Below are 25,886 nucleotides of genomic sequence, written 5' to 3'. Positions count from 1 at the left end.
ATTCGTGAGCTGGTGGGGGAGCGGGACGTGTTCCTGCGGGAGAAGGCGGTGGGGCTGCGCGCGGGCGCCTACCTGGTGGCGAAGATGATTGTGCTGGGGCTGATCGTCACGGTGCAGACGGTGCTGATGATGGGGATCGCCCTGGCGCTGAACAAGCATCCCTCCGGTGCGGTGCTGCTGGGCAGCCCGGGCCTGGAGCTGGCGGTGTGCTGCTGGGCGGTGGCCTTCGCCTCGGGCCTGCTGGGGCTGGCGGTCTCGGCGTTCGTGTCCTCCTCCGAGCAGGTCATGCCGGTGCTGGTGGTCTCGATCATGGGCCAGCTGGTCCTGGCCGGCGGCGTGGTCCCGGTCGCTGGGCGGGCCGTGTTCGAGCAGCTGTCCTGGCTCATGCCCGCGCGCTGGGGCTACGCCATGGCCTCCTCCACCATCGCCATGAACGAGATCATCCCCTACCGCGCCGACGACCTGTGGGAGCACACCAAGCGGCAGTGGCTGACCGACTACGGGTTCCTCACGCTCATCGGCCTGGTCTGCATGATCGCCTGCTACATCGGCCTGGCCCGCCGAGGACGCCGCTGACACAGCCCGACGCCGTCCGGTGCAGCCAGCGGCACATCACCCGCGGTGCGGAGGCTGCGGGGCCCGCGCACCCTCAACACGGAGCAGCAGCCCAGGCGGCCCTGGCCCCCGCTCGCACCAGGACCGATCTCGACGCGGAGGTGAACCGATCTCGGCGAAGGGGCGGGCATCCCGTTGGGCGGGGGCAGGCCGGGGCCCATCCGAGCGCACCACTCGGATGGGCCCCGGCCGATCACCCGGCGCTCAGTCGGTCGAGCGCACCAGCCACCAGGCGGCGTAGGGGGGCACGGGCACCTGCCCGTCGCCGGAGCCCTCGAGCGTCGTCGAGTCGGCCGGGACAGTGCCGGTGAGCATGTCGACGGCGCCCAGCACCCCGTACTCGGCGAGCCGCCAGGCCGGCACGCTGCGCCAGTCGGGGGTCACGTTGTACACGCCGACGAAGGAGCCGCGCGGGTGGTCGCGGTAGGTGACCAGCACGCCCTCGTCGTCCACGGGGGCGACCACCGTGCGCACGTTGGCGCTCAGCTGCGGCAGGCTCGCCCGCACCTCGCCCAGGTGCGCCAGGTCAGTGAAGACGCGCCCCTCGACGGTGGAGCGGTCGTGGCGGTGCTCCACGCGGGACTCGTCCAGGACGGGGCGCCCCGACCACCGCGAGTCGGACTCGTGGCCCGGCTCGGTGTCCCAGTTCGGGTCGTTGAACTGGCCGAGCTCGTCGCCGCTCCAGATGACCGGCACCCCGCCCCAGCCGTAGATAATGGCGTTGGCCAGCCGCAGGGCGTTGAACCGCTCCTCCAGCCAGGTGCGCAGCTCCTCCTCCTTCCAGGCGGGCGTGGACTCGTCAATGCCCTCGACCGCCTCGGCGGCGGCCTCGATGCCGATCAGGCTCGCGGCGGTGCCGGCGATGCGGCGGTCGTTGGTGACCGGGTTGTACTGGAAGACCAGGCCGCGGGCGTCGCTCATGGGGTAGGTGCCGCGGTACCAGTCGGCCAGGAAGACGCGGTGCCAGTAGCCGTTGAGGCCGACCGCCTCGGCGTCGGCGTCGCCAATGGCCCAGCCGATGTCGTCGTGGCAGCGGATGTAGGTGATCCAGGTGGCCGTGGGCGGCTCGACGGGCAGCGCGTCCAGGGCGTGCGCGGCGAGCGTGACGCTGCGGGTGGCGAGCATGGACCAGATCTGGACCATGAGGGAGTTGTGGTAGGCGAGGTCGGAGACCTTGCCCGTGTACTTGCCCTGGCCGAGGTACTGGAGGAGCTCGGTGGGGGCGACGATCGCCTCGGCCTTGAGGTCGACGGCGGGGGTGGCGATGCGGGTGATGGCGCGCAGCACCTCGGTGATGGCGTGGACCTCGGGCTGCCCCTGGCAGTCGGTGCCCTTGCGCTTGATGGTGAAGGCGATGGCGTCCAGCCGCAGCACCTCCACGCCCCTGTTGGCCAGGTTCATAATGATGGAGACGAACTCCTCCATGACGTGGGGGTTGCGCCAGTTGAGGTCCCACTGGAAGGAGTTGAAGGTCGTCCAGACCCAGCCGCCCATCTCGTCGTTCCAGGTGAAGTTGCCGGGGGCGAAGTCGGGGAAGATCTCCGGGAGTGTCTGCTCGTACTCGTCGGGCTCGGTGCGGTCGGGGTAGACGAAGAAGTAGTCGCGGTAGCGCTGCTCACCCGCCCGGGCGCGCTCGGCCCACTCGTGCTCGGCGGCGACGTGGTTGAGGACGAGGTCGATCACCAGGCTGATGCCGTCGCGGCGCAGCTCCGCGGTCAGGTCGGCGAGGTCGTCCATGTCGCCCAGGTCGGGCCGCACGGAGCGGTAGTCGGCCACGGCGTAGCCGCCGTCGGAGTCTCCCGGGCGCGGGGTGAGCAGGGGCATGAGGTGGAGGTAGGACACGCCCAGCTCGCGCAGGTAGGGGATGCGCTTCATGACGCCGCGCAGGTCGCCGGCGAAGCGCTCGGTGTACCCGGCGTAGCCGATGCGGGAGGGGTCCTGGACCCAGGTCGGGTCGAGGGTGCGGGCCAGGTCGAGGTGGCGCAGCTCCGGGATGCGCTCGACATAGGCGCGGGCGGCCTCGGCGAGCAGCTTGGCGGCGGTGCGCGTGGCGACAGGCTCGCCGTAGAGCGTGGTGAGGCCGTCAGCGACGTCGGGGTACCAGCGCTCGATCCGGGTGGTGAGGACCTCGCGCTCGGAGCGGGCGAGGTCAGAGCCGGACAGGACGGCGTCGACGGCGTCGCGGACCTCGCCGGGGATTGCGGCGGCGGTGCTGCGGTCGGACCAGGTGGACTCAGGTGCGGCAGGGGCGGGTGTGGTGGCGCTCATGGTCCCATAGTGGCCGATGTGATCATCGTTTGGCAGGTTTTCGGGGCCGTGAGTTGGCCCGAACATCGATCCCGCCGCCCCCAGGACGCTTACTACGCTCCTTTGTTCCTTACTGTACGAGGAAAAGGAGCGTAGTAAGGGACAAGGGAGCGTAGTAAGCGACGCTACGCCCGCAGGGCGGCGTCGAGCCGTACGCAGGCCCAGTCCCAGGCGAGGCGCTCCTGCTCCAGGCGCAGCCCCCTGTCCACCAGCATCTCCCAGGCCTCCCGCTCGGGCGCGGTCAGCCGGTCCGGCGGGCGCAGTGAGGCGGCGCCCGAGGGGCTCCCAGCGCCCGAGCCGGGGTCGGTGACGGCCAGGTGCCGCCACCGCCGCAGGGTCTCCCCGTCCATGGCCAGGGAGCGGGCGCGGGGCGCCGCGGTGCGCAGCGCGGCCAGGATGCGCAGCCCATCGACGTCGAGGTCCCCCCAGTAGACCAGGGTGCGTGCCCCGCGCAGCCAGCCGATCCGCGCCAGGGCAGCGGCCGAGTAGCCGTGCCCCCACACCGCCACGGCGCCCGGGCGCTCCTCGAGGGCGAGGAAGGTCGCCAGGTTCTCCACGACGACGACCGCCTCCGGCCCGCCCGGCGGGTGCGGCGGCAGTGCTGCCGCCCGCTGTGCAGCCGGGATCGGTGGCGCGGCACCGGCCGACGGCGCCGCCCAGAGACGGTCGATCTGCTCGATCGGGGCGCTCATGTCCCGCGGCGCCCCGGGGACGAGACCGCGGTCGAGCAGGCGGATGCGGCAGACGGCGGGCAGCGGCCGCAGCCCGAGCGCCTCCTCCAGGCCGCCGGGCCCAGCGGGGCCGGGCGCGCCCGCGGGACCGTTCGCCCCGGCCCGGGTGTCCAGCCCGCGCAGCACCGGCACGAGGACGCGCAGGACCCGCCTGTGGCGCTCCAGCCACTTGGAGTCCATGCCCGCGATGGGGATCTGTCTGAGGTAGAGGCCCGAGGCGTCGTTGTCGGCGAGCCAGGCCAGGGCGGCCAGCAGGCGCTCGACGTCGTCGTTCTCGTAGGAGGCCACGGCCCCTATGACCGAGCGCACCGCCGCCGCGAGCGCCGTCCGCTCCGCTCCGCCTCCCGCCCCGTGCGCCCGCCCCAGGGCGAGCAGCCGGGCCGCGCGGTCGCGGGCGCGCGCCCAGTCGTCCGCGCGCCCGGCAGCCGAGGCGATGGCGTCGGCGCCCGTGAGCACGGCCCGCACGGGGACCTGCTGCGCCCCCAGCGAGGCCCAGCTGCGCGTACGGCGCTCGACGACGACGTCGCGGCCGGCCTCCCGCACCCGCCAGGCCGCCGCCCAGTCGGCGACGGCCTGGGCGCCGGCCAGGGCCTCGCGCTCGGTGGGCGGGGCGAGCCCGAGCACGAGTCGCGCGCTTTCGGCCGCCTCCGGGTCGACTGCCCAGGCGGCCGCCGACCGCCGGTAGGCCGCCGCGGCCCGGGAGCGCAGGTCCTGCGGGGTCCTCACGTCTTCTCGGCGAGGGCCTCGAAGAGGTCGCCGGCGTCCGGCGGGGCTCCCGCCCCGGGGGCGGCGGGAGCCCAGGACGCCCGGTGCGCGCTGCGGGCGCTGCTCCCGGCGGGCGCCTCCTCGGCCGCCTGCCGGGCCCGAACCGCCGGCGTGGTGCGGGTGACCGGGCCCGCGGGCCGCAGCTCGGCCTCGTTCGGCCCGTCGAACAGGACGGCGGCCAGGCGGGAGTCGTCGCCGGCCGGGGAGTTGGTGACCATGGCGGCGCCCCCGACGTGGTCCTCCAGGGTCTGGAGCATCTTCATGGGCGTGGCCAGGAGGAGTTGGAAGCCGAAGCCGCGGAAGACGTCCAGGCCGGCCCGGGTGAACTCGGCGTCGGTCTTGTCGAAGGCCTCGTCGAGGACCACCAGCGCGTACCCGGGCAGCGCCTGCCCGGGCTCGGTGAGCTGGTAGCGCAGCGCGGCCGCCAGGCAGAAGACGACGAGCTTCTGGCGCTGCCCGCCCGACAGGCCCGCGGCCCCCTCGTAGTAGTCGACGGCGATGCCCGAGGCGTCGCGCTCCACGGCGGTGAAGGACACGTGCAGGCGGGTGTCCAGGCACTGGCGCCTCCACGTCTCGTCGCGGGGGTCGGTCGAGCCCAGGCGCGTCATGACGGAGTTGAGGACGGCGAAGCGCGCTTCGGCCTCCTCGGTGGTCTCGTCGGCCAGGTCGAGGCTGCCGGCGGCGATGGTGGCCAGGTCCGTCAGGAAGTCGTGGACGACGGGCAGCCGCCGCTCGGCCACCTCGATGTGCAGGTGGTGGCCCGGGGAGTACTCGGTGGCGCGCAGGGCGTCGTTGACCGGGCCGATGCGGCTCCTGACCTGGCTGACGGCGCGCCGCACCTCGCTGGCGAGCTGGCCGACGTTCTGCCGGGACTGGTTGTGGAGGAGCTCGGCGAAGCGGCGCTCGAAGCGGGGCAGGCCGTCGCTCTGGAGGCGGTCCAGCAGGTCGAGGTAGTCGCCCAGGAAGGCCGCCTCCGGGCGCACCTCGCTGCCCGGGACGGGCCAGCGCTCGGAGAAGCGCACCATAATGGCGCGGGCCTCGCCCAGGCCGCGGCTCTCGGCCTGGGAGGCGCGCTGGTTCTCGTAGGCGATCTGCTGCTCGACCTCGCGGGCGGTGGTGTCCACCTCCGCCAGCCCCGCGTGGCGGCGGCGCGAGCGGAACCGCTGCTCCAGGTCGGCGAAGAGGGCCTCCCGCTGCGCCTGGGGAAGGTCGGACCAGCGGGGGCCGGCAACGTCGGCACGGGCACCGCCGGAGCGGGCCCCTCGGCCCTCATCGCGCCGGCCGGCCCCGCGGGCCCCGCCGTCGAAGCGGGCCCCGCCGGAGCGACCGGCCCCGCCGGCGGCCTCGGCGCGCACCCGCTCCTCCTCCCGCTCCCGGCGTCGTCGGGCGATCCCGGCCAGAGCGGCCTCGGCGTCCTCCAGCCGCGAGCGCTGGACCTGCTCCTCCCCGGCGAGCCGGAGGACCGCGTCCCTGGCCCTGTCCTCGGCCAGGGACGCGGCCGCGGCGCGCGACTCGAGCTCGGCCAGGCCCGGCAGCGCCTCCGCGGCGCGGGCGCGCTGGGCGACCAGGTCGGCCTCGCGGGCCCGGGCGCCGTCGATGTCGACCTGCTCCCAGGCGGCCTCCAGGATGCGCAGGCACGCGTCGCGGCGCTCCCGGGCGGCCGACCGCGCCCGGTCCAGCGCGGCGAGTTCGACGTCAATGGCGTCCAGGCGGGCCGAGACCCGCCGGCCCTCGGCGACGACCTGGTCGAGGCGCTCGGCGGGGTCGACTCCGACCGTCCAGTTGCGCGGGTCGGTCAGGTCGCGGCGGTCGTCCTTGAGGTGGCTGGTGCGCGAGGACTTGACCTGCCCGACGCGGGTGACCCCCCGGTCCAGGCCGACCAGGTCGCGCGCGTCCCGGACGCAGGCGTGGTCGAAGCGGCGCATGATCTCGGCGTCGAGCCACCCGGCGTGCTCGGAGCCGGGGCGGGGCCGGATGCGGCGGGCCAGGGCGTCGGCGCCCACGGGGCGGACGCGCCGGGCGGGGGCCATGCGCTCGTAGGCGAGGCGGGCGCGCAGCCTCCTGGCGTCCACGGCGTCGGCGACCTTCCGGTAGAGGTGCTCGGGGACGAGCATGGTGCGGGCGAAGGGGGCGACGACAGTCTCGACGGCGACGCGCCACTCCTCCTGCCCGGGGACGAGCTCGAGGACCTCCCCGGCGAAGGGCAGGGCGGCGGGCGCCTGCCCGACGGCGTGGGCGATGGTGTCCCGGGCGCGCAGCAGGTCCGCGCTCATGGCCGAGCGCGAGGCGGTGACCTGCTCGGCGCGCTCGCGCAGCTCGCGGCGCTGCTCGACCAGGGCGATCTGCTCGGCGCGCAGGGCGCTGCGGGCATCGTCCTGCTCGCCCTCGGCGCGCTCGGCGCGCTCGATCTCCTTCGCCGCGGTGCGCTGCAGCTCGGCGAAGGCGGCGCCCTCCCCCGGCGTGGAGGCGCCCAGGATGCTCAGCTGGGCGTCGAGGAAGCCCCGGGCCTGGGCGATGTGCTCGACGGTCTGGCGGGCCGCCTCCAGGCGGGCGTCCAGGGCCGGCAGGTCCTCCCCGACGCCGCCGGCCAGGGCGAGGCAGGCGGCCTCCCGCTCCCGGCGAGCGTCGGCCTCGGAGCGGCGGGCGGTGGCGAGCTCGTCGGCGAGGCGGTCCAGGGCGCGGCGGGCCGTGTCGGCGGTCTGCTCGTGGAGGGTCGTCTTGAGCCGCTCCAGGTAGGGGTCGATGGCGGCGCGCAGCTGCTCGGTGCGCTCCTGGCTGCGGCGCGCCTCGGCGATGCGCTCCTCGAGGGCGCGCAGCGGGGAGAGCAGCGCCTCCTGGTTGCGGGCCTCGACGACGGAGGCGTGGGCCTCGCGCAGCTCGGCGAACTGCTCGACGGCGGCGGCCGCCATGGCGAAGGTGTCCGGCTCGTCGAGCATGAAGTCGCGCAGGAGGGTGTCCAGGCTGGAGAGGTTCTTGGCGGACTGGGTGCGGTGGAGCAGGCGCTGGGCGACCTCGCCGGACAGGCCCAGGCGCCGTCTGAAGCGGGCGGCGAAGGCCTCGTAGCGCTCGAAGCGGGTGGCGCGCCCCTTCAGGTCGCGGCTCAGGGCGCGCTTGTCGATGCCGTTGGCCAGGTACTCCATGAGGTCGGTGAGGTCAATGCCGCCCTCGACGAGCAGCTGGGTCTGGGTCACCGAGTCGGCGGAGGCCGAGCCCTGCCTGGCGTGGTAGAGCTTGACCAGGGTGATGGTCTCCTCGGGGCGCAGGCGCGTGAAGGTCAGGGCGATGCCGCTGCGGGTGGCGCGCGGGCGCAGGTAGTCGGTGACGACCTCGCCGGTGATCTCGTCGGCGCTGCGCCGGTAGGCGCCGCGCACGTAGCTCAGCACGGAGCGGGAGCGGTCGCCTGTGGAGGACTCCTGGGCCGCCGCGTTGAAGCGCAGGTTCTTGGCCGGCACGAGGACGGCGGACAGGGCGTCCAGCAGGGAGGACTTCCCCGAGCCCGAGGGGCCGGTCAGCAGGAGCCCGCCGCGCGGGACCGTCAGGTCGTGGTGGCCGGAGAAGGTGCCCCAGTTGTAGACCTGGATGCGGGCCAGGCGGTGCTGGGAGTCGGTCTGCGGTGCGGGCAGGGAAGCGGCTGCCGGGCCGGTCGGGCCGGTCGTCGGGCCTGCTGCGGAAGCCGGGCCTGCTGCGGAAGCCGGGCCTGCTGCCGCACCGGCTGGGCCTGCTGCCAGGCTCATGACTCGCTCCTCTCCCCCGGTGCGCCCTCATCGCCCGGGCCGCCGGCCTCCTGCGGGGAGGCGGCCCGGCGTCCGGGACCGGCGGCCCGGCGTCCGGCGTCGGAGGTGCCGCCGCCATTGGCCCGGGGCCCTCCGCCGGAGGGGCCGGCGCCGTCGTCGAGGGAGCCGCCCTCCCCGCCGCCGTCGGCCCGGCCGTCCCCGCCGCCGTCCGAGGCATTCCCGGCTCCGTCGTCCCCGCCGCCGTCCTCGCCCAGCAGCCGGCGGTACTCGGCGGCCACGGCGGCGACCTCGTCGGCGGAGAAGACCAGGGCCAGCACCGGGGAGATCTCGTAGCGCTCGGGCACGTCGGTCTCGCGCAGGAGGGAGGCCCGCTTGAGCTTGTCGATCGAGGAGCTCACGCGGCGCATGAACCCGGAGTGGTCGGTGGACACGTGCGGGCGGTAGACGGCCAGGTGGTCGTCAATCTCGCCGCGGTCCACGAAGACGCGCTCGCCCGGCGTCGTCGTGCGCAGCAGCAGGGTGCGCAGGTGGAGCAGCAGGACGGTGTCGACCAGGGTCAGCGGCAGGGTGCGCATGACCGAGGGGGACTCGCCGGTGGGGTCGTGGGCGTTGCGGGTGAAGGCCAGGCCCGCCTCCCGGTCCAGGACGAGCTCCAGGAAGAGGTCGCCCAGACGGCGTCGTATGGCGGCCTCGTCGGCCAGCAGGGAGTTCCACAGCTCGGGGTGGAGCTCGGCGGTGAGGTAGGGCCCCTGGAGGAGGCGCACGAGGGTGCGCCGGGTGCCTCGGGGCAGCGAGCCCGGGTCGCCGTCCCACAGCGCGCCGGGGTTGGCGCCTCCGGCCTGAGCCGGCGGGTCCTGACCCGATGCGTCCTGGGCCGGTGCGACATGGGCACTCATGCGTCTCCTGACTTCTCGGTGCGGTCGGTGAACAGGAAGCGGGGGATGCGGGCCGAGCGCCGCCGGCCGCTGGAGGTCGTCCAGGCCACGGACTCGTCCCCGGCGACCTCCTGGCCCCGACGACGGGCCAGGAGCAGCAGGCCCACGACGCTGGCCAGCCCCTGGGTGGCGGGGCGGCCGGCCAGGACCTCCCCGACGGTGGCCGCGCCGCGCTCGGCCAGGACCGCCTCGACGGAGTCGACGAGCTCGGCCAGGTCGATCTCGCTGGCGCGCACGACCCGGCGCACCTCCTCCAGGTCGAGGCGGGCGGCCTCGTGGCTGCGGATCTCCTCGGTGACGGCCGTGTCGGCGGGGTTGCGCATGCGCCACGAGCCGATGGAGGCCATGGGGACGCTGGTGAGTGCAAGGTCGACGCCCAGCTGGGTCTGCGGGGGCGTGTGGGCGGCGACGCGGGCGGCCAGGCGCTGGGCCTCGGCGAGCTCGGCGCCGAGCCTGCGGTGCTCCTCGAAGGCGCGCGACCTGACGAAGCGGTTGAGTGAGCGGGACAGGCCGGTCATGGTGCGGCGCACCGAGGCCGACTCCTGGGCGAGGGCGGAGCGCCAGCGGCGCAGGAAGCGCAGGTCGGCGTCCGGCAGGCGGGCGGTGAAGTCGCGGTCGAGGACCGTCTCCAGGTCCTCGTCCAGGCGGGCGGAGGACTCCGGGTCCATGAGCAGCTCGTGGAAGCCGAGGAAGGAGCGGCCGGCCTCCGAGCTCTCGATGCGGTCAACCCCGCGGAAGACGTCGTCGAGAACCTCCCCGCGCGAGGAGTCCAGGGAGACGATGCGCTCGCGCAGGGAGCGGTTGAGGACCGTGATCTCGTTGCGCACGCGGGCGAAGTCCCCGGGGATCTGCTCGGCCAGGGCGACGATCTCGGCCAGGCGCTCGGCGGCCTCCGGCCCGTCGAGCGGGGTGAACTCGCCGGCCTCGGCCCGCGCGATCTCGGCGTCCAGGGCGTCGCGCTCGGCGCGCAGGGCGCTCAGGCGCCCCGAGGCGGTGGGGTCGGAGTCGCGGGCCAGGCGGCTCACCTGCGCGGAGATGGTGGCCAGGCGCGACTGGGTGACGACGGCGCGGGGGCGCTCGGAGTGCACCAGGAAGCGGATGGCGGCCTCGGCGGGGGCGGACAGCTCGTAGGTCTCCTCCCGGGCGCCGGGGGCGGCCGAGCGCACCAGGACACCGGCTCGGCGCCACTGGTCGCAGTAGGCCCGGGCGATGCGCGAGGCCTCCACGCCCGCCTCGCGCAGGGCGGTCAGGTCCTCATCGACCAGCTCGTGGAGCTCGGCCACGGGCCTGCGGCGCACCTGCCCGCCCAGGTGCTCGGCGAGGATCGCGGCGGCCATGGGGCCCAGGTCGGTGCGCAGGAGGGCCAGGCCCGGGTCCTCGCGCGCCAGGCGCGTGAGCCGGAGCGCGTCCGCGACGACGCCCTGGGTTCCCATCGCCCACCTCCTCGTTGTGCGCCTCGCCGGCTCGGGGCGCCCGCCCGTTGCCGGACCGTTACCGGTACGAGCGTAGCGACTACCACCGGTGCGGGGGTGGATCTCGCTCGGCGATCGGCCGTCTCATCGCGCGCCGTCGCGCACGACGGCGTCGTACCGGGCCCGGTTGTCCAGGACCTCCTCGGCGTGTCCCTCGGCCCAGGCCCGCAGGGCGCCCATGGGCTCGGCCAGGGTGGTGCCGAGCGGGGTGAGCGCGTAGTCGACGCGCGGCGGCACGCCGGGCGCCTGGTCGCGGGTGACGAGCCCGTCTCGCTCCATGGAGCGCAGGGTCTCGGTGAGCACCTTGGGGGTGATGCCGCCGACGGCGGCGCGCAGCTCGCCGAAGCGGTGCGGGCCGCGAGCCAGGACGGCGACGACGAGCGGCGTCCACCGGTCGACGACGTGCCGCAGCACCGTGCGCGAGGGGCAGGCCGGGGCCAGGATGTCGTAGTCATTGAGAGGGGCGCCGAGGGGGCCGCGCTTGGTCCTGGCGCTTCTGGCGCTCCCGGTATCACCGCCGCTCCCGGCGACCCTGCTGTCACCGGCGTTCTTCCCGCTTCCGGTGCTTCTGCCGTCACCGCCGGCCCTGGCGCCCTCGGCGTTCCCGCCGCTTCCGGTGCCACCAGCGTTCCCGGCGCCCCTTCCGCCCTCTCCGCCCTGGTCGGCCGCGACCGCCGGGTCTCGTGCACGCTGCGACACACCATCCCCCTTAGTTACCTTGAGGTACTTCATATCTGAAACATACCATGATGATGCTACGGGCGACTCGCCCCCGCACCCTCGCTTTCAGGAGCATCTATGAAGATCACCGTCATCGGAGGAAGCGGCGCCACCGGATCGGCCGTCGTCGCCGAGGCCGCCCGCCGCGGCCACACCGTCACCTCGGTCACCCGCTCGGGCACGCACGCCGAGGGCGCGGCCGCCGACGTCGTCGCCGACCTCGCCAACACCCCCGCCGTCGTCGAGCTGGTCAACGCCGCCGACGCCACCGTCATCGCCGTCTCCCCCGACCGCACGGGCGGGCCGGCCCAGCCCCTGGTCGATGCCTTCGCGGCGCTCATCGCGGCGCGGCCGACCGGCCGTCTCGTCGTCGTCGGCGGGGCCGGGTCGCTGCTCGACGCGGACGGCCGCCGCCTGGTGGACGGCCCCGCCTTCCCCGAGGACTACCGGGGCGAGGCCCTGGCCCTGGCCGAGGTCCTCGAGCTCTTCCGCGCCGCAGGCAACGCGGTGGCGTGGACCCTGGTCTCGCCCGCGCCAAACTATCCGGTCGCGGAGTCGAGCGGCGCCTACGTCAGCGGCTCCGACTCGCCGGTCGGTGAGACGCTGTCCGCCGCCGACATGGCCCTCGCCCTGGTCGACGAGGCGGAGCGGGACGCCCACCGCGGGAGGCGCTTCACCGTCGCCAGCGCCTGAGCACCCGCGCCTGGCGCCCCGACCCGCGCCTGGCGCCTGCCCGCCCCGCGTCGAGATAGACATTTTCGTATGAGGTAGACGGTGACACCGTCTACCTCATACGAAAATGTCTATCTCGACCACCTGGAAGCACCGGCGGGGCCGGCGGGGCGGCCCGATTGGCGGCGGACCGTCGCCGCAGGGCACGCTAGTGGCATGACAGCCACGCCCGACACCCCCCAGCGGACCGCTCCGCCCATCGCCCTCGCCATCGCCGGATCGGAGGCCTCCGGCGGCGCCGGCGCCCAGACCGACCTCAAGACCTTCCACCAGCTGGGCGTCTTCGGCTGCACGGCCCTGACCTGCATCGTCTCCATGGACCCGAAGGCCGGCTGGGACCACCGCTTCGTGCCGGTGGACCCGCAGGTCATCCACGACCAGATCGAGGCCTGCGCGGGCGTCCACACGGCGATCGACGCCGTCAAGATCGGCATGCTCGGCACCGCCGCCACGATCGACGTCGTCGATGCGGCCCTGGAGGAGTACCGGTTCCCCAACGTGGTCCTGGACCCGGTGCTCATCTGCAAGGGCCAGGAGCTCGCCTCAGCCCGCGCAGTGGACGACGCGCTGCGCTCCAAGATCCTGCCGCGCGCCGCCATGGTGACCCCCAACCTGTTCGAGTCGGCGACCCTGGCCGGCATGGAGGAGATCACGGGCGTGGCCGACCTCAAGGACGCCGCCAGGCGCATCCACGACCACGGCGTGCCCAACGTGCTCGCCAAGGCGGGTCCGAGCCTGGGCACCGGCACGGCCCTCGACGTCTTCTATGACGGCGAGACCCTGGAGGTCCTGGAGGTCCCGGCGGTGGGGACTGAGCGGGTGCACGGCGCGGGGTGCACGCTGGCCGCCGCCGTGACCGCCGAGCTGGCCAAGGGCGCGACGCCGCTGCAGGCCGCCATCACGGCGAAGGATGTCGTCTCGGCCTCCATCGGCATGCGCGGCAACATCCCCTTCACCTACGTCTACCAGGGCTGGTACGTCGGCTGAGGGCCGGCCGCCGAGAGCAACCGGCCGGGCGCTGCCCGCGGGACGCCCGAGCGGGCCCCGGCCACCCGCCTCCCCATGCGAGTATGCAACCCATGACAACCGCGCCAGCATGCGTCGGGGGTCAGAAGAAGAGGGTCGTCTGGCGGTTCATGAAGGCGCCGTGGCCGGTATCGGTGTTCCAGCAGGTCAGGCCGTTCTCGGCGGAGGCGCACACAATGGTCCGGTAGTACACAACCTGCCCGTAGTCGACCACCATAGGAGCCGTGTACTGCTGGGGATTCTCCTGGCCCAGCTGATAAGCGGACGCGCCCCCGCGCATGGCCATATGGGGCTGGCCGCCCGAGTTGAACCCGGCGACCCACCACAGAGTGTGCCCGATCTCGTCAACTCCAAAAGGACGGTCCTGAAGGTAGCTGCGTATGCCGCACCCGGTATCTTCGAACTCACTGAAGCTGATGTCGCAGCCGATATTGCCCGAGGGGGTGACAATAATTGCGGGCCCAGTGTTCCCACCCGAATTATAAAAGGCCGTGATGGGCACCGCGTTCGCGGGCCTGGGCCCGCCGGCCCCCGGGAAGGCACCGGGAACCGGCGCCGGAGCCTGGTCGGTCGCCGTGAGCTCCTTCTCGGGCGGCAGGTCGCCCGTTTGAGTCGCCGCCCCGGAGCTCTCGTCCCAGGTGTACGTCGCCGTGCAGCTGCCCGACGCGGACTTGGGCTCCTCCCCGTCCTGCGCCCAGGTGTAGGTGACGGAAAGGGTGTCGTCCGACGTCCGGCTGACCTTCGGCGCGAACCCGTAGGGCCGCGCCGTGGCGGTACCGGCGAACTCCCCGTGGTGGAACAGCATGATCTGCCGGGGCGAGGACAGGGCAGGGTCGTGAATGCTCAGCGTGATCCACGACAGCCCCGCGCACGGGTCGTAGGTATCGACCGGCGCCCCCTGGAAGTCCCAGCTGCGCGGGTCGTCAGCCGCCAGGTCGCTCCAGGCTGTGGGAACCATGGACCCCCACTTCTTCAGCGCCTGCTCGCCGGTCAGGTCGGCGCAGGTCGGCGTGGCCTCGGCGGACTCCGACGCCGTCGCGGCGGACTGCGAGTCCGCCCCGGCGTCGCCCCCCTTCAACGACCGCGACGATCCGCACCCCGCCAGCGCCATGGCCGACAGGGCGATGACAAGCAGCACCCGTATTCCGCGTCTTACACGGACAGCGGAAGACGGTCTGACGGACTCGAGTTTCATCAACATGTCGGACTCCGGTGATCGAGGTTGACAGAGCTGTCGGTGCGGGAGGCCGCCGGCGCATGCGGCGAGGTCCCGTCTACGGGCCCGCCCGGTGGCGGCGGGCCCCGTGCATGGGCGCGCCGGGCCGAGGCGGTACAGGTACGGAACAGACACGGGCATTCGCATCCTCTCCATTGAGGCTTCATCGCTTCATCGCCAGAGGCCCCGGCGGCCAGCATTCCCAATGCCGCCGCGAGAACGGCGCTAAGAACCAAGAATACCGCCCGCCTGCCGGCACCTCACAGATCGCGCATCACAACACGGCGGCCGGTCGTGCTCCCCACCCCCGGGTCGGCCCGCTCGGCCCGCCCCGCGGGAACGGCCCGGGTGCGCCCCCACTGCTGGATCGCGGCCACATCCTCCGGGTTGGACCGGGAGAAGGGGACCACCCGCTGGAACCGCCGGGTGATCGTCCGGTCGTCGGGAAGGACGCGGGACTGCTGGGTGTACATGATCTCCGCGATCTCGTTGACGACGGCGTCGATGTCGGAGCCCGCGAAGCCCTCGGTCAGCACGACCAGGTCCCGCACCAGGTCCAGCGTCGGCTCGCAGCGCGTGTAGCGGCGGAAGCACAGGCGCAGGATCTCCTCGCGCTCCTCATCGGTGGGCAGGTCCACGAAGAAGACCTCGTCGAACCGCCCCTTGCGCAGCAGCTCCGGGGGCAGGGTGGAGACGTCGTTCGACGTCGCCACGAGGAACGCCTTCGCTGTGGACTCCTGCATCCAGAACAGGAACTGCCCGATGAGCCGCCTGGTCACCGAGCTGTCGCCGCTGCCGGAGGCCAGCCCCTTCTCGATCTCGTCGATCCACAGGATGCAGGGGGCGGCGCGGTCCGCCGTCGCCAGGGCCTCGCGCAGCCGCGACTCCGACTCGCCGACGTACATGCCCATGATCGCCGCCATGTCCAGCCGGTAGAGCGGCAACTCCCACTCCTGGGCGATCGCCTTGGCAGACAGGGACTTCCCGCAGCCGGGGACCCCGCACAGCAGGACGCCCTTGGGCGGCCGGACCCCCCAGCCGGTCAGGTCCCCGGTCATGAGGCCCTGCTTGCCCGCCAGCCACTCCTTGAGATTCTCCAGGCCGCCGACCCTGTAGTCCTCCTGGAGGCGGACGCGCTCGAGCCCCGCCAGGGCCCCGAAGATCCGGTCCTTGAACTGGCTGAGCTCCGCCAGGTCCTCGTTGTGCACGGCCTCCTTGGCCAGGAGGGTGGAGATGACGTTGATGGCCTCCCCCTCCGTGACGCCGCTGAGGATCTCCGCGGCACGGTGGATCTCCAGGTCCTGCCACTCGATCGGCATGCTCATGCGGTAGGGCTCGATGGTGGAGCCGATGACCTCGTAGAGCTCCTCGACGGTGGGCACGTCCAGCGTCGTCGTCATCCCCAGGCGGCTCAGGCCGGACCACACGGGCCGGTCGCCGATGAGGACGATGGCGCAGGAGTTCCGCTCCGCCAGGTGGATGAGCTGGGAGAAGTGCCGGGAGGTCGGGGAGTCGTTCTCCAGGTCCTCCAGGTCGGTGAAGACGAAGTTCACGTTGGCGCGCGCCCGGAAGGTCTGCTGGGCCTGGTCCAGCGCGGCCACCAGGGAGTGGTCCTCCGTCACGGCCGAGCCCGAAAGCACCTCCCGCAGCCCCTCGGTGCGCGAGTACGAGAAGAAGGGCATCTGCCGGAACTCGGTGGCCATCTGGTTGATGATCTCGAGCGCGCGCATCGGCTCGACGGTCCGGATGATAATGACCGGGACCCGGGCCTTGAGAAAACGGCGCACCTCGTCGGCGGCCTGTCGTCCATCCATGTGTTCTCCTCAGCGGAAGCGCCGACCGAAGAGGCCGGTCCGTCGTGGGTGTCCTGTCTGTCCTGTCGGGGCAGCGGGTCCGGGAGCCCGTGCGGCCTCGTTGACGGGCTCCCCGACGGTGGCCCCGGGAGCGGGCTCCCCAACGGCGGGCCCGGCGGGGGGCCCGGGCGTCCCGGTCGGATTCCCGACAACCGGTCCGGGAGCGGCCCCGGACACCCCCACGGCTCTATTGACGGACACAGGCGCCCCGCTGGCGGGTCCGGGCGCCCCGCCGACTGCCCCGACGGCGAATCCGGGCGCCCCGGCCGGGTTCCCGCCGACGGTCCCGGAGGCGCCGGCCCGATCGGCGAGCCGGACGATCGCGGACCCGTCGACGTACCCGCCGTCGAAGATGCGCGCCATGGAGTTCGTCCGCACGAGGCGCACCAGCTGCTCCTGCTGCTGCCGCATGGTCGGCGTGGTGAACCGGGAGACGTCCTGCATGTCCTCCTCCAGCTGCTTCTGGATGGACTCGACGTCCTTGCGCAGGCCCGTCATGAGGGCCGTGCGGATCCTCTCGGGCAGGCCGGGGTGGTTCGCCAGCGTGAGCCGGGGCAGGAGCCGACGGCGGGCCTCCACGAGGGCGGCCTCCGCGCCGTGGAGGTCCCCCGCGCCCAGGGCCGCGTTCCAGTCACGGGTGAAGCTGTCATTCCACCCGCGCATCATGGTGCCGATCGCGGTGATCATGTGGTCCAGGACCCGGTTGTAGGTGGTCGGGCTGAAGGAGTCCTGGTTCAGCGGCGGCAGGGAGTCGAGGCTGACGGAGGTGTCCCGGGACCAGGCCCGCAGGGTGGTGACCCATGACTTGTACGCGCTGCTGCCGGTGGCCGTCATGAGGCGGTCCTCGCCGAGCGGCGCACAATGAGCTCGTGCGGAGGCAGAGGGCACCATGCCGGCAGGTTGCCCGCCATCTTCGACTCCCGGGAGAGCTGCGGGCCCTCCTTGGTGCTGCGGGTGCGGGCCAGGAGGTCCTTGCGGTCGATGACGGCGGTGGACTCCCTGGACGGCGGCGGCGCGAAGCGGGGCATCCTGCGAGGGCGGCGGACCAGCGGCGTCGTGCCGGGCGCCGGCGCAGCCTGCGGAGCGCCGGGCGGCGGGATGGGGGCGCCGGGCGGCGGGACTGGGGCGCCGGCCGCCGAGGGCGGTGCGGGCACCGCCTCATAGGCCGACGACGTCGGGGCGGCTGCCGGCCCGGAGGCTGGGGCCGCGCCCGCCGTCGGAGCGGCCGGCGACGTTGTTGGGGCGGGCACCGGAGGACGGGGGACGGGCGCCGTCTCGGCCTCTCCGGGCGGGGCGGGCACCGGCCCGGGGGCCGAAGCCGCTGTCGGAGCCGCCTGGGCCGCCTGGGCGGGGGCGGCCGACGACGTCGGCGGAGCGGGCACCGGAGGAAGCGGAGCAATCTCCACCTCCGCGGTCTGCGCCTTAGCGGCCCTGGCGGCCTCGACCTCCGTCTCCCTGGCCTTGACGGTCTCGACCTCCGCCTCCGCGGCCCGACCCAGGGCAGGCTCGGCCTCGCCCCGGTCGGGCGAGGCCGATACCGGAGGAACGGTCGCCGTCTGCGCCTGCGAGGGCGGAGCGGGCACCGGCCCGGGGGCCGGAGCCTCCGGCGCGGCCTCTGCCTCCGCAGCCTTCGCCGAGACGTCGTCGGTCCCAGTCTCCGCCCGCGCGGCCTCCGCCGCCGGCGCAGACCCGGCCTCGGCCGCATCGGGCGGGGCCGACACCGGGGGAATCGGAGCCGACTCCGTCTGCGCGGCATCCGCCGGGGCGTCGTCGACATCCGCCTCCGTCACCTTCGCCGGGACGTCACCGGCCTCCGTCTGCGCGGCATCCGCCGCGACGAGCACATCCGCGACCTTCAGCTCGATGGTCTTCCCCGCTAAGAACGACGCCGCGTCCTCGGCCTCCGCCGGCGGTGCGGGCACCGGGGGAATCCGAGCGGTCTCAGCCTCCGCCTTCGCGGCATCCGCCGGCGGGGCGGGGGGCTCGGGGAGGGGAACCGGCGTCGTGCTCTCAGGTGTGGCGGGCCGGGCGGTCTCGGTGGTCTCAGGGCTCTTCTCGGTGCTCCTGGCGCTCTCGGGCATGGTCAGTTCTCCTTCTCGCTGGTCTCGCCGCTGGGCCAGACGTCGATGACCCTCAAAAGCTCGTCCTCGTCGGCGTCCTGCTCCTCGTAGGCCCACTGGAGCTCGTCGAAGTCGGCGCGCGCGTCCTGGAGCATGGTGAAGGACTCCTCATAGGCGCGCTGCTTCCTCACATTGGCCTCATTCACCTTGGCCTGGGCGGCCTTCTGCGCCTGGTAGATCACGTAGTAGGCCAGTCCGCCCGCGATCAGGGCCACGAGGAGCCCGGCCAAGGGGTTGATTACGAACGCGATGAGGGTGACCCCCAGGGCGATCCCGATCGGTATGATCATCTGCTGGTTCTTGAAGGTGACGCTCTGGATGTAGGCGGCGAAGGTCGCGTCCCAGACCTGTCGGAGCTGGCCGGCCATGACCGCCTCGTCGGTCTGCGTCGAGGTCGTGAAGCCGCGGAAGCCGTAGGTCGCGGCGAGCTGGTGGTGGTTAGGCGCCAGGGTGAGCGTCACATTGTCCACGTGGCGGGACCGGTAGTTCTTCGTGTACGCGCGCACCGCCGTGCGGAAGTCATCCTTGCCCACGCCGATGGCGACCTGCTGGGTGCGCACCGAGACGCCGAGGCTGTCGGGGGCGATGGCGGCGTTCGTCTGGAGCGTCACGGCGTCGGTGCGCTCGTCGAGCACCGAGATCATCTGGTCCGCCTTGGTCCGGGCCCGCTCCAGGTCGCCTCCCGTCTCGATGATCGCGTCCTGGTAGGCGACCTCACGGTTCAGGGGCAGCTCCTCCTCGTCGTACTCGGTGACGAGCTGGATGAGCAGGTCGTCCAGGAGCGTCGAGATGACGCCGGTGGAGGTGAACTCGGAGTCCTTGATGGCCTCGTACTTCTCCGCGCACGCCTTGAGCGCCGTCGTCGCCTCCGCCTGCGCCTTGACCCTGGCGAAGTCCTCGGCCGAGGCGAGCCGGCGCAGCATGGGTGCCTCGGAGGGGTCGAGGACCTTCTGGTTGACGGTGAGCTCCTCGACCCACTTGGCGACCTGGTTCGCCACCAGTTCCTGGCTGTCGCGCAGCTCGGCGGTCCACTGCGCGAGCTGGGTCAGGGCCAGCTGGGTGCCCCGGGGCCCGAACTGCCCCTGGGAGGCGGCCTCCAGGATGACGGCGAACTCGCGGGTCAGGGTCCGCGGATCGCAGGCCGCCAGGTAGTGGTGCAGCCAGCGGACGGACTCGGCCTCGCGCTTCTCGCGGCGCAGGACGAGGGCGAAGAAGAGGGCGGTCTTGGCCTGACTGCGGTTGTAGGCCTCGGTGATCGAGCGCTCGCAGATGTCCTTGTCGTCGCGGGACCAGGCCGCCAGCGCCACGAGCGCGGGGGCGAGCCAGTAGCGCGGGGTCTGGATCATCAGCTCCTCGCTGATCTGGCTGGCCGTGGACTCCGAAACGTTGCCGACGTCGAAGGCCTGCAAAAGACCGATGCTGGAGCGGCGGACCACCTTGTAGTGGCCGAACTCGCGCTCCAGGTCCGCCTTGAGGGTACCGACCTTGGTCTCGGCGCGCTGGACGTTGGCGGTGCGCTCGGCCTGCTTGACGTACTCCTCGAACTGACGGCGCAGCTCGGCCAGCTCGCTCTGAGTGTTGTCCACCTTGTCGTCAATAAGGCCGACTCTATCGCTGACCCGATCGAGGTCGTTGCCAAGGACCGAGATATTTTTATTGACCGTGATAATATTGTCGTTAGCCTGATCGATAGCCCTGATAACGGGACTGAAATCAATATAGCCGTCTGCCATGAGAGATCCTTTCGGTGGGTGGAATCGGTGCGGTAGGGGAATCGGTTATGCGGGAGTGCCGTCGGCCGCAATGGGGACGACCTCGCCGTCGGAGTAGATCTCGATGTAGGCGTAGGCGGACGACCGAGCCAGGACGCGGGCGCCGTCGAAGGGGGTCGGGACCTCGTCGCCGGCGCTGTAGTGCTCCAGGATGCGGCCGACGATGGTGAGCCGGTGGTCCACGTAGGGGGCGCCGAGGTAGCAGCGGGCGAACAGGCCCAGGAGGACCCCGCCCATGCGCTCGGCGTAGGCGGCCTCGATCCAGTCGATGAGCTCGGCCCGATAGGCGGCGTCCTGCGTCATGTCCAGGTTCAGAACGGCCTGCACGAGCTCGGCGGAGCGGGGCCGGCGGCGCTGGTTGCGCTCGAACGGGGAGGGCGCCCTCAGCGCCTGTGAGGGCACGGTTGCGGGGGCCAGGGCGGTCGAGCCCGTCAGGTCGGCGGTCGCTCTGGTCTGGATGCGACGGCGCTGGGTCACCATGGTGGTCTCCTTGTCTGTCTCCGGGTCGATCGCCGGGCGGGTCTCCCGGGACGGTCTCTCTGCCAGTCGTGGTCGCCGCGCGTATCCGGGGCCGGGGGCGCACGACGTCGTCCCCCGGGCGGCGCGCCCGCTCACCGGGTCCTCACCGGGTCACGGCCACCACCACGCCGACGACGAGAAGGACCAGCACGACGACGGCGACCAGCAGGCGGGTCCTGCCCGCCTTCCCGGCCGGCGCGGCGGGAGGGGGATTCAGCACGACAGGGGGCGCGCTGACCGGCATGGCGGACGGCGGCGGGCTCGGCGCGGGGGCGCCGGGGCCCGCGGGTGCCGGCCGGCGAGCCGGCGGCTGCGGGGCCGCCGGGAGGGGTGCGTGGGAGACGTCCGTGCCGGTGACGATGACACGGCGCCGCGAGGGGCTAGGACTCATTGGCGACCTTGGGAGTGGAAGGTGGATTGGGAGCCGGTCAGGACCGACCCCGCCAGGGGTCCGTGGCACCCTCGGTGAGGATACAGCGGCGGAGACCGTGTGTCCCTCGTTTTCAGCGCAGCAGACGTGGCCAGAACTTGCCACTCCTCGCCCCCTCGCGCGCTCGCCTCCTCCTGCGCCCCCTCGCGTCGAGATCGGTCGTATTCCGGCTCGAGATCGGTTCAGTTCCGCGTCGAGATCGGTTCGATCGCTCATTGTGCCAACTTGTCGGCCCACCGGGACAGGGCCGACACGGAGCCAGCACAGAGCCAGCACAGAGCCAGCACGGAGCCGACCCAGAGCTGCCGCAGCGCCCCCACCCGAAACCATCACGGAACCGCCCAGATCGCAGAACCATGTTGATTTAGTGCTACCCTAAATCAACATTCAGCGAGATCACAGGGAGAATCCGATGCGTCCTACCGGTCTGGACCGCCGGGACCAGCTGCGCCGCGCCGTCGACGTCATCCTCGCCTCGGAACGGGACGGCGCCCTCACCAGGACCGCCGAGACCTCCTCCATCGACTTCAAGGAGGAGGCCGGGCGACGCAACGGCCCGAACCTCGAGCCGGGAGGCACCGAGAACCCCATAGCGGCGACCAAGCTTGCCGACGAGGTCGCCTGCATGGCGAACTCGCCGGGAGGCGGCGCCCTCATCCTCGGCATCGAGGATGACACCGGTGCGGTTCTGGGGACCGAGCTGGGCATCGACTGGCTCCGCCAGCGCATTCACCGGGCGATCGATGTCGCCCCCGACATCGAGGAGCGACGCGTGGGAGGCCAGCGCGTCCTCATCCTGTACGTGGCCGAGTCCCGCGAGCCGGTGCCGGACACCTCGGACCGCCTGCGATGGCGAGTCGGCGACTCGTGCAGGCCTGTGGACCGCGCCGAGTGGTGGCTCCACCGCGAGCAGGCCCGGGACCACGACTCGATGGCGGACCGCTCCACCCTCACCGCGGACGCCGTGACCGCGGGAGCCATGGTCCTCGCGCGCGCCGGCCTCCAGGCCGACGACTCCGAGACGAGTATCGACATCCTGCGCCGGATCGCAGCGCTCCGCTCCGACGGCCACCTCTCGCAGGCGGCGCGCCTGACCCTCACGCCGGCACGGGCGACGCTCATCGACCTCACGGTCCTGGACGTCCACGGCGGCGCTGTCACCAACCGGATCGAGGCCGACCCCTCGCTGTCGCTGCTGGAGCAGGTCGACGTCGTCGAGCGCACCCTGGACGCGCTCAACACCTACTCGGCGCAGCCCTCTGACCGGTTCGCTCTGCCCCGCCAGCGCCTGGTCCCGCAGACGGCGGTGCGGGAGGCGATCCTCAACGGGGTCATTCACCGCGACTGGAACTCGACCGAGCCCACCGAGGTCCGCTGGATCTCGCTGGACTCCACACTCGTGGTGCGCAGCCCCGGCGGGTTCACCGGGGGAATCAGCGCCTCGAACGTCCTGAGCAACCGGCACGCGCGCTACCCCGCGCTGGCGGACCTGTTCCGCGCCCTGTCCCTGGTCGAGAAGCAGGGGCTCGGGGTTGACCGCATGTACACGGCCATGATCCCCCTCGGACACAGGCCGCCCACCATCGTCGAGGAGGCCGGCCCGCACGTGACGTGCACGCTCGTCGGCGGCGACCCTATTCTGCCGATCGCCGAGCTGTTCGAGCAGATCCGCCCGCTGCCCCGACGGCGGGACATGCGCGTGGCCGTCATTGTCGATCTCCTCCTGCACTCCCCCTTCACCACGTTCGACGCCGTCGCCACGGCCCTGCAGACGGACGCCGAGGGGGCGGGTGCCGCCCTGCGGGCGACCGCTCAGTGCACGGTGGCGGAGGCGCCGCTCATCGAGAGGTACGCCGATGCCTGGCTTCTGGGGAACGGGCCGCGCAGGATCGCCATGCCGGCCCGCAGGGCCCCCTGGTTCGCCGACGTCGTCGGGTACGCATCGACACGGGCCGAGCAGTGCCTGTCGACCGCCCGCCAGTGGTGCCGCGCCTTCGAGACGATCAGCACCGGCGACCTCATGCGGCTGGCGGGCGTCTCCCGCGGTACCGCGCAGAAGATCCTGGCGACCATGGCCGAGCGGCAGGAGCTGCGCCGCATCGGCTCGGGCAGGGCCACCGCATACCGACTCGCGCACTTGTAAGGACGGCGAGAGTCGAGAGCACGGCCGGTCCCCGCCGCCTCCTCGCCCTCGCCGGAGTCGGTCGTACTCCGCGCCGGGACCGGTCCGATCGCTCATTGTGCCATCTTGTCTGCCCACCGGGACAGGGCCGACACGGAGCCAGCACGGAGCCGACCCAGAGCCGCCGCAGCGCCCCCACCCGAAACCATCACGGAACCGCCCGAACCGCAGAACCCTGTTGATTTAGTGTTACCCTAAATCAACATTCCGCGAGATCACGGGAAAAACATACATTCATGACGCCTCAGCCGAGCCCCCACAGCGTCGCGACCGACAGGGCCCGCGGGCGGCCGCCCAGGTGGCGGGCGCGGTCGTCCGTCGTCAAGACGACGCCGGCCACCAGACGGTCGCCGATCCTCTCCTCCAGCCACCGCAGGTGCCTGGCATCGGCGGCGGACACCGACGAGGCGGCTTTGCGGCCTCAACCTTGGCCTCGACGACGATCACCCGGCCGTCCTCACACTCCAGGATCAGGTCGATCTCCTGCCCGTGCAGCGGTGAAGATTCGTACAGGGCAATGAGGTGGGCGCATGGACACAGATGATGGGTTCCGGAGTGGCGCAGCAGCGCCCGGCGGGCGTCAGGCCGGTACCCCGGACCGGTCTCGGTACGGAAGCGAACCGATCTCGGCGCGGGGGCGGTGGGGCCGCCGATCCGCTGGAGTGCGCTGGAACGTGAACGTACCTCCGTCGACGTCGGGGCCCGCCGCCCGCCCGACCTGGCCAACACTCCGTCAGGATCACTCATCGGAGTGCTTGGTGTTTCTCGGACAGTGATGGAAAGAGACTTATTCATGGGGTGTGGGTGAATGTGATTCCGAGGACTGCTGTGAGGGCGTCTTTGAGGGTGTGGGCAGAGCGGCGGCAGTCGGTGTGCAGGGTGCGCCAGGTCCTCAGGTTGGCGATGGTGCGCTCTATCGTGTAGCGGATCTTGACGACGGATCTGTTCCGTTCCTTGTCGGCCTTGGGCAGTGGCCTTCCTAGTGGTTTGCGCCCGGGAGTGATCATCCCCAGCCCGATGCAGCCCCTGTCAGCGATGCGGCGGGTCGCCCCGCTCCTGGTGGCAGATCGTGGTCAGGGACGTCCAGCAGGCCTGCGGCCCTGGTGGCCGTGGTGTCATGGAGCCGACCGGGCAGTGGGTCCGAGATCCGCGCCAGGCGGCCAGTCAGGGTGCAGGCGACCTGGATGTCGAGGCCCGTGGCCTTGTGTCTGCCCGGATACAGATCCGGCCCGTCCTTCCAGGACCAGCACGGCAGGAGCGTGCCATCAACGACGAGCCGGGCGGTGGGGTCCAGGTCCTCCACCACCGGCACGTTCGCCTGAAGGGCCTGGGCGATCACGGGCGTCCAGGCCGAGACGACGCGAGAAGCGGTGGGCCGGGACACCCTGGCCATGGTGGCCGGCAGAGCCTAGAGCAGGTTGAGGCGCAGGAGCATCAGGACCGAGTGCACGCACCGGTACGTCCCCGGGACGAGAGATCCCGCCACAGGCGCATTCACCGCATCGGAACGGATGGCCTGGCAGACATCGAAGACGAGCTCGCGCGCTAGGATGTCTTGATGTGCTGACGACCTCCAGTAACGAATCGGCGCAGCATGAGATGCTCCAGCCCAATAATCGCTATTATTATCGACAAGATTACTGCGATAGCAATCCGACTCTGGACGATGCATTCATGGGAGAATCCTTCAAGCTGTTCGAGACGGGAGTCCAGCATATAAAGATATCCTCCCCCGCACAGCGCACGATCACCCCCCCCCCGCACAGCGCACGATCACCGGACGCGGTCATGGTATGAGCGTCGGCTTGTGTCCACAAACAGGCATATGCGACAGCTATCGTCGCCGACAGCGATATTACGAGCCGTTTAACTATGGAGCCTCTGAGACCGCCACGGCGGTTCCACACCCAAGGTGCGACAGCCGCGATAACCGTCAGAGTCCCGAGTACTAACGCGACGATCTGCTCCGTCATTGTTGCGGACAAATTTTACACTCCACTCCAAGATGCATGCCGACATTACTCAATATGATATGGATCTCACTGCTGTTGACGTTGGAGACCGTACCAAATGAAGTCATTCGCATCCATTCCCTCCTGCTCTGCCAGCCAGATCAAGTGATGAAGGGAGATGTTCGACCTGTTTGTCGATTTCTGGGTAATTGATGGGTCGCCTTCCGGCGTCGCGCCCGTAACGACCATGACGTGGTTAATTTCTTCATCACCCTCCCAGTCTACGTAGAGCAAGTCTCCTGGCTTAGCGTTCCAACTCCCACCCACCGGCATGCAGAACCTGTGAGACGAAATTGGCGCAGTTATTCTCAAAGTAAGGATAATCCGGGTTAAAGTGCTCCACCTCGTCGCCTCTATACTGCCCGCTTGTCCAGGTTATAGCGTAGTCTGTCATACTGGCTACATCTGGACTCGTGTTGTTGTACATAGGCAATGCAGCCGTTGGTGCCGAAGTATGGCTGGAATTAAACAAAATGGCATTCTGGGGCAACTGCTGCGGGATTCCTGGTTGGCGTCTGCGGAGCACCTGGTATAGGATAGTCTCATGCGGATCGGCATGACGGACGAGGAACGGGACATCCTCATCAGGTGGAAGAAGCGTTCAGACACCTACAGGCTGGTGAGAATGAAGGCGGAGGCGATTGTGTACGCTGCCCGCGGCGTCGGCCTGGATATTATCGCGGAGATGGTCGAGCGGGCCGAGGGGACGGTACGTGAGTGGCTGTCGGAATGGCGGAGATACAGG

General features: G+C 71.7%; 22 protein-coding genes and 1 pseudogene. 6 read left to right on the top strand and 17 right to left on the bottom strand.

Annotated elements, in window-relative coordinates; genetic code table 11:
* Nucleotides 1–576, top strand: a 576-nt coding sequence (locus O145_RS12605) for an ABC transporter permease (protein WP_156966759.1), incomplete at its 5' end; no start/stop codon positions are given.
* A gap of 243 nt (nucleotides 577–819) precedes the next feature.
* On the opposite strand, the gene O145_RS12600 is transcribed toward O145_RS12605, so the two are convergent.
* The 6 genes from O145_RS12600 to O145_RS19335 form a co-directional block, all read right to left on the bottom strand.
* A complete protein-coding gene (locus O145_RS12600; protein WP_043563545.1) occupies nucleotides 820–2,883 on the bottom strand; it encodes an alpha-amylase family protein in 2,064 nt (687 codons plus the stop codon).
* Nucleotides 2,884–3,047: 164 nt separating this feature from the next.
* The gene (locus O145_RS12595; RefSeq protein ID WP_043563543.1) at nucleotides 3,048–4,379 is read right to left on the bottom strand and encodes a DUF3322 and DUF2220 domain-containing protein; all 1,332 of its coding nucleotides are present in this window, start codon (nucleotides 4,377–4,379) and stop codon (nucleotides 3,048–3,050) included.
* The gene (locus tag O145_RS12590) at nucleotides 4,376–8,152 is read right to left on the bottom strand and encodes an ATP-binding protein (RefSeq protein WP_084682602.1); all 3,777 of its coding nucleotides are present in this window, start codon (nucleotides 8,150–8,152) and stop codon (nucleotides 4,376–4,378) included. Before O145_RS12590 ends, O145_RS12595 begins: the two co-directional genes overlap by 4 nt.
* Nucleotides 8,149–9,048, bottom strand: coding sequence for a DUF4194 domain-containing protein (locus O145_RS12585; protein WP_084682601.1), 900 nt, complete (start codon nucleotides 9,046–9,048; stop codon nucleotides 8,149–8,151). The genes O145_RS12590 and O145_RS12585 overlap by 4 nt, the downstream gene beginning before the upstream one ends.
* Nucleotides 9,045–10,520 carry a DUF3375 domain-containing protein gene (locus O145_RS12580; protein WP_043563541.1) on the bottom strand — a complete coding sequence of 492 codons (1,476 nt, stop codon included), beginning with the start codon at nucleotides 10,518–10,520 and terminating at the stop codon, nucleotides 9,045–9,047. Before O145_RS12580 ends, O145_RS12585 begins: the two co-directional genes overlap by 4 nt.
* A 123-nt stretch (nucleotides 10,521–10,643) precedes the next feature.
* Nucleotides 10,644–11,291 carry a winged helix-turn-helix transcriptional regulator gene (locus tag O145_RS19335; RefSeq protein WP_229118553.1) on the bottom strand — a complete coding sequence of 216 codons (648 nt, stop codon included), beginning with the start codon at nucleotides 11,289–11,291 and terminating at the stop codon, nucleotides 10,644–10,646.
* Between the two features lie 66 nt (nucleotides 11,292–11,357).
* On the opposite strand from O145_RS19335, the gene O145_RS12570 reads away from it, so the two are divergent.
* Together O145_RS12570 and O145_RS12565 are read left to right on the top strand one after the other, a co-directional pair.
* Nucleotides 11,358–11,972 carry an NAD(P)-dependent oxidoreductase gene (locus tag O145_RS12570; RefSeq protein ID WP_043563539.1) on the top strand — a complete coding sequence of 205 codons (615 nt, stop codon included), beginning with the start codon at nucleotides 11,358–11,360 and terminating at the stop codon, nucleotides 11,970–11,972.
* A gap of 195 nt (nucleotides 11,973–12,167) precedes the next feature.
* Nucleotides 12,168–12,998, top strand: coding sequence for a hydroxymethylpyrimidine/phosphomethylpyrimidine kinase (locus tag O145_RS12565; RefSeq protein WP_052375126.1), 831 nt, complete (start codon nucleotides 12,168–12,170; stop codon nucleotides 12,996–12,998).
* Between the two features lie 121 nt (nucleotides 12,999–13,119).
* Here the strand turns inward: O145_RS12565 and O145_RS16655 are convergent, their stop codons facing one another.
* The 6 genes from O145_RS16655 to O145_RS12535 form a co-directional block, all read right to left on the bottom strand.
* On the bottom strand, nucleotides 13,120–14,175 hold the full coding sequence (locus O145_RS16655; RefSeq protein WP_052375125.1) for an LppP/LprE family lipoprotein: 1,056 nt from the start codon (nucleotides 14,173–14,175) through the stop codon (nucleotides 13,120–13,122).
* Nucleotides 14,176–14,513: 338 nt separating this feature from the next.
* A complete protein-coding gene (locus O145_RS12555; RefSeq protein ID WP_043563538.1) occupies nucleotides 14,514–16,067 on the bottom strand; it encodes an AAA family ATPase in 1,554 nt (517 codons plus the stop codon).
* Nucleotides 16,068–16,076: 9 nt separating this feature from the next.
* Complete coding sequence (locus O145_RS12550; protein WP_043563536.1) at nucleotides 16,077–16,940, bottom strand: serine/threonine-protein kinase; 864 nt, start codon at nucleotides 16,938–16,940, stop codon at nucleotides 16,077–16,079.
* Nucleotides 16,937–18,187, bottom strand: a complete 1,251-nt coding sequence (locus O145_RS12545) for a hypothetical protein (RefSeq protein ID WP_043563533.1) — start codon at nucleotides 18,185–18,187, stop codon at nucleotides 16,937–16,939. The genes O145_RS12550 and O145_RS12545 overlap by 4 nt, the downstream gene beginning before the upstream one ends.
* A gap of 2 nt (nucleotides 18,188–18,189) precedes the next feature.
* Nucleotides 18,190–19,959 carry a hypothetical protein gene (locus tag O145_RS12540; protein WP_043563531.1) on the bottom strand — a complete coding sequence of 590 codons (1,770 nt, stop codon included), beginning with the start codon at nucleotides 19,957–19,959 and terminating at the stop codon, nucleotides 18,190–18,192.
* Between the two features lie 45 nt (nucleotides 19,960–20,004).
* Nucleotides 20,005–20,478, bottom strand: a complete 474-nt coding sequence (locus tag O145_RS12535; RefSeq protein WP_043563529.1) for a hypothetical protein — start codon at nucleotides 20,476–20,478, stop codon at nucleotides 20,005–20,007.
* 881 nt (nucleotides 20,479–21,359) lie between these two features.
* Here O145_RS12535 and O145_RS12530 point away from each other — a divergent pair.
* Complete coding sequence (locus O145_RS12530; protein WP_043563527.1) at nucleotides 21,360–23,090, top strand: DUF5635 domain-containing protein; 1,731 nt, start codon at nucleotides 21,360–21,362, stop codon at nucleotides 23,088–23,090.
* 283 nt (nucleotides 23,091–23,373) lie between these two features.
* Here O145_RS12530 and O145_RS18315 read toward each other — a convergent pair whose 3' ends face one another.
* The 3 genes from O145_RS18315 to O145_RS19645 all read right to left on the bottom strand — a co-directional run bounded on the left by O145_RS18315 (nucleotide 23,374) and on the right by O145_RS19645 (nucleotide 24,513).
* Complete coding sequence (locus O145_RS18315; protein ID WP_156966758.1) at nucleotides 23,374–23,529, bottom strand: hypothetical protein; 156 nt, start codon at nucleotides 23,527–23,529, stop codon at nucleotides 23,374–23,376.
* Nucleotides 23,530–23,920: 391 nt separating this feature from the next.
* Nucleotides 23,921–24,136: a transposase family protein gene (locus O145_RS19650; RefSeq protein WP_267489939.1), complete on the bottom strand. Its 216-nt coding sequence runs from the start codon at nucleotides 24,134–24,136 to the stop codon at nucleotides 23,921–23,923.
* Nucleotides 24,133–24,513, bottom strand: a complete 381-nt coding sequence (locus O145_RS19645; protein ID WP_267489938.1) for a transposase family protein — start codon at nucleotides 24,511–24,513, stop codon at nucleotides 24,133–24,135. The genes O145_RS19650 and O145_RS19645 overlap by 4 nt, the downstream gene beginning before the upstream one ends.
* Nucleotides 24,514–24,689: 176 nt before the next feature.
* On the opposite strand from O145_RS19645, the gene O145_RS18310 reads away from it, so the two are divergent.
* Entirely contained in the window at nucleotides 24,690–24,926 is a 237-nt protein-coding gene (locus O145_RS18310) for a hypothetical protein (RefSeq protein ID WP_156966757.1), read from the top strand.
* A gap of 242 nt (nucleotides 24,927–25,168) precedes the next feature.
* Here the strand turns inward: O145_RS18310 and O145_RS17565 are convergent, their stop codons facing one another.
* Both O145_RS17565 and O145_RS19920 read right to left on the bottom strand, forming a co-directional pair.
* The gene (locus O145_RS17565) at nucleotides 25,169–25,414 is read right to left on the bottom strand and encodes an amidase domain-containing protein (RefSeq protein WP_084682599.1); all 246 of its coding nucleotides are present in this window, start codon (nucleotides 25,412–25,414) and stop codon (nucleotides 25,169–25,171) included.
* On the bottom strand, nucleotides 25,386–25,535 hold the full coding sequence (locus tag O145_RS19920; RefSeq protein WP_411265961.1) for an amidase domain-containing protein: 150 nt from the start codon (nucleotides 25,533–25,535) through the stop codon (nucleotides 25,386–25,388). Before O145_RS19920 ends, O145_RS17565 begins: the two co-directional genes overlap by 29 nt.
* A gap of 150 nt (nucleotides 25,536–25,685) precedes the next feature.
* On the opposite strand from O145_RS19920, the pseudogene O145_RS12520 reads away from it, so the two are divergent.
* Nucleotides 25,686–25,886: pseudogene (locus O145_RS12520) on the top strand (helix-turn-helix domain-containing protein); the annotation flags it as partial.

It is taken from the genome of Actinomyces israelii DSM 43320, from assembly GCF_000711965.1.
Lineage (GTDB): Bacteria > Actinomycetota > Actinomycetes > Actinomycetales > Actinomycetaceae > Actinomyces > Actinomyces israelii.
The sequence above is the reverse complement of the archived record's forward strand: the minus strand, read 5'-3'. Positions and strand labels throughout refer to the sequence as shown.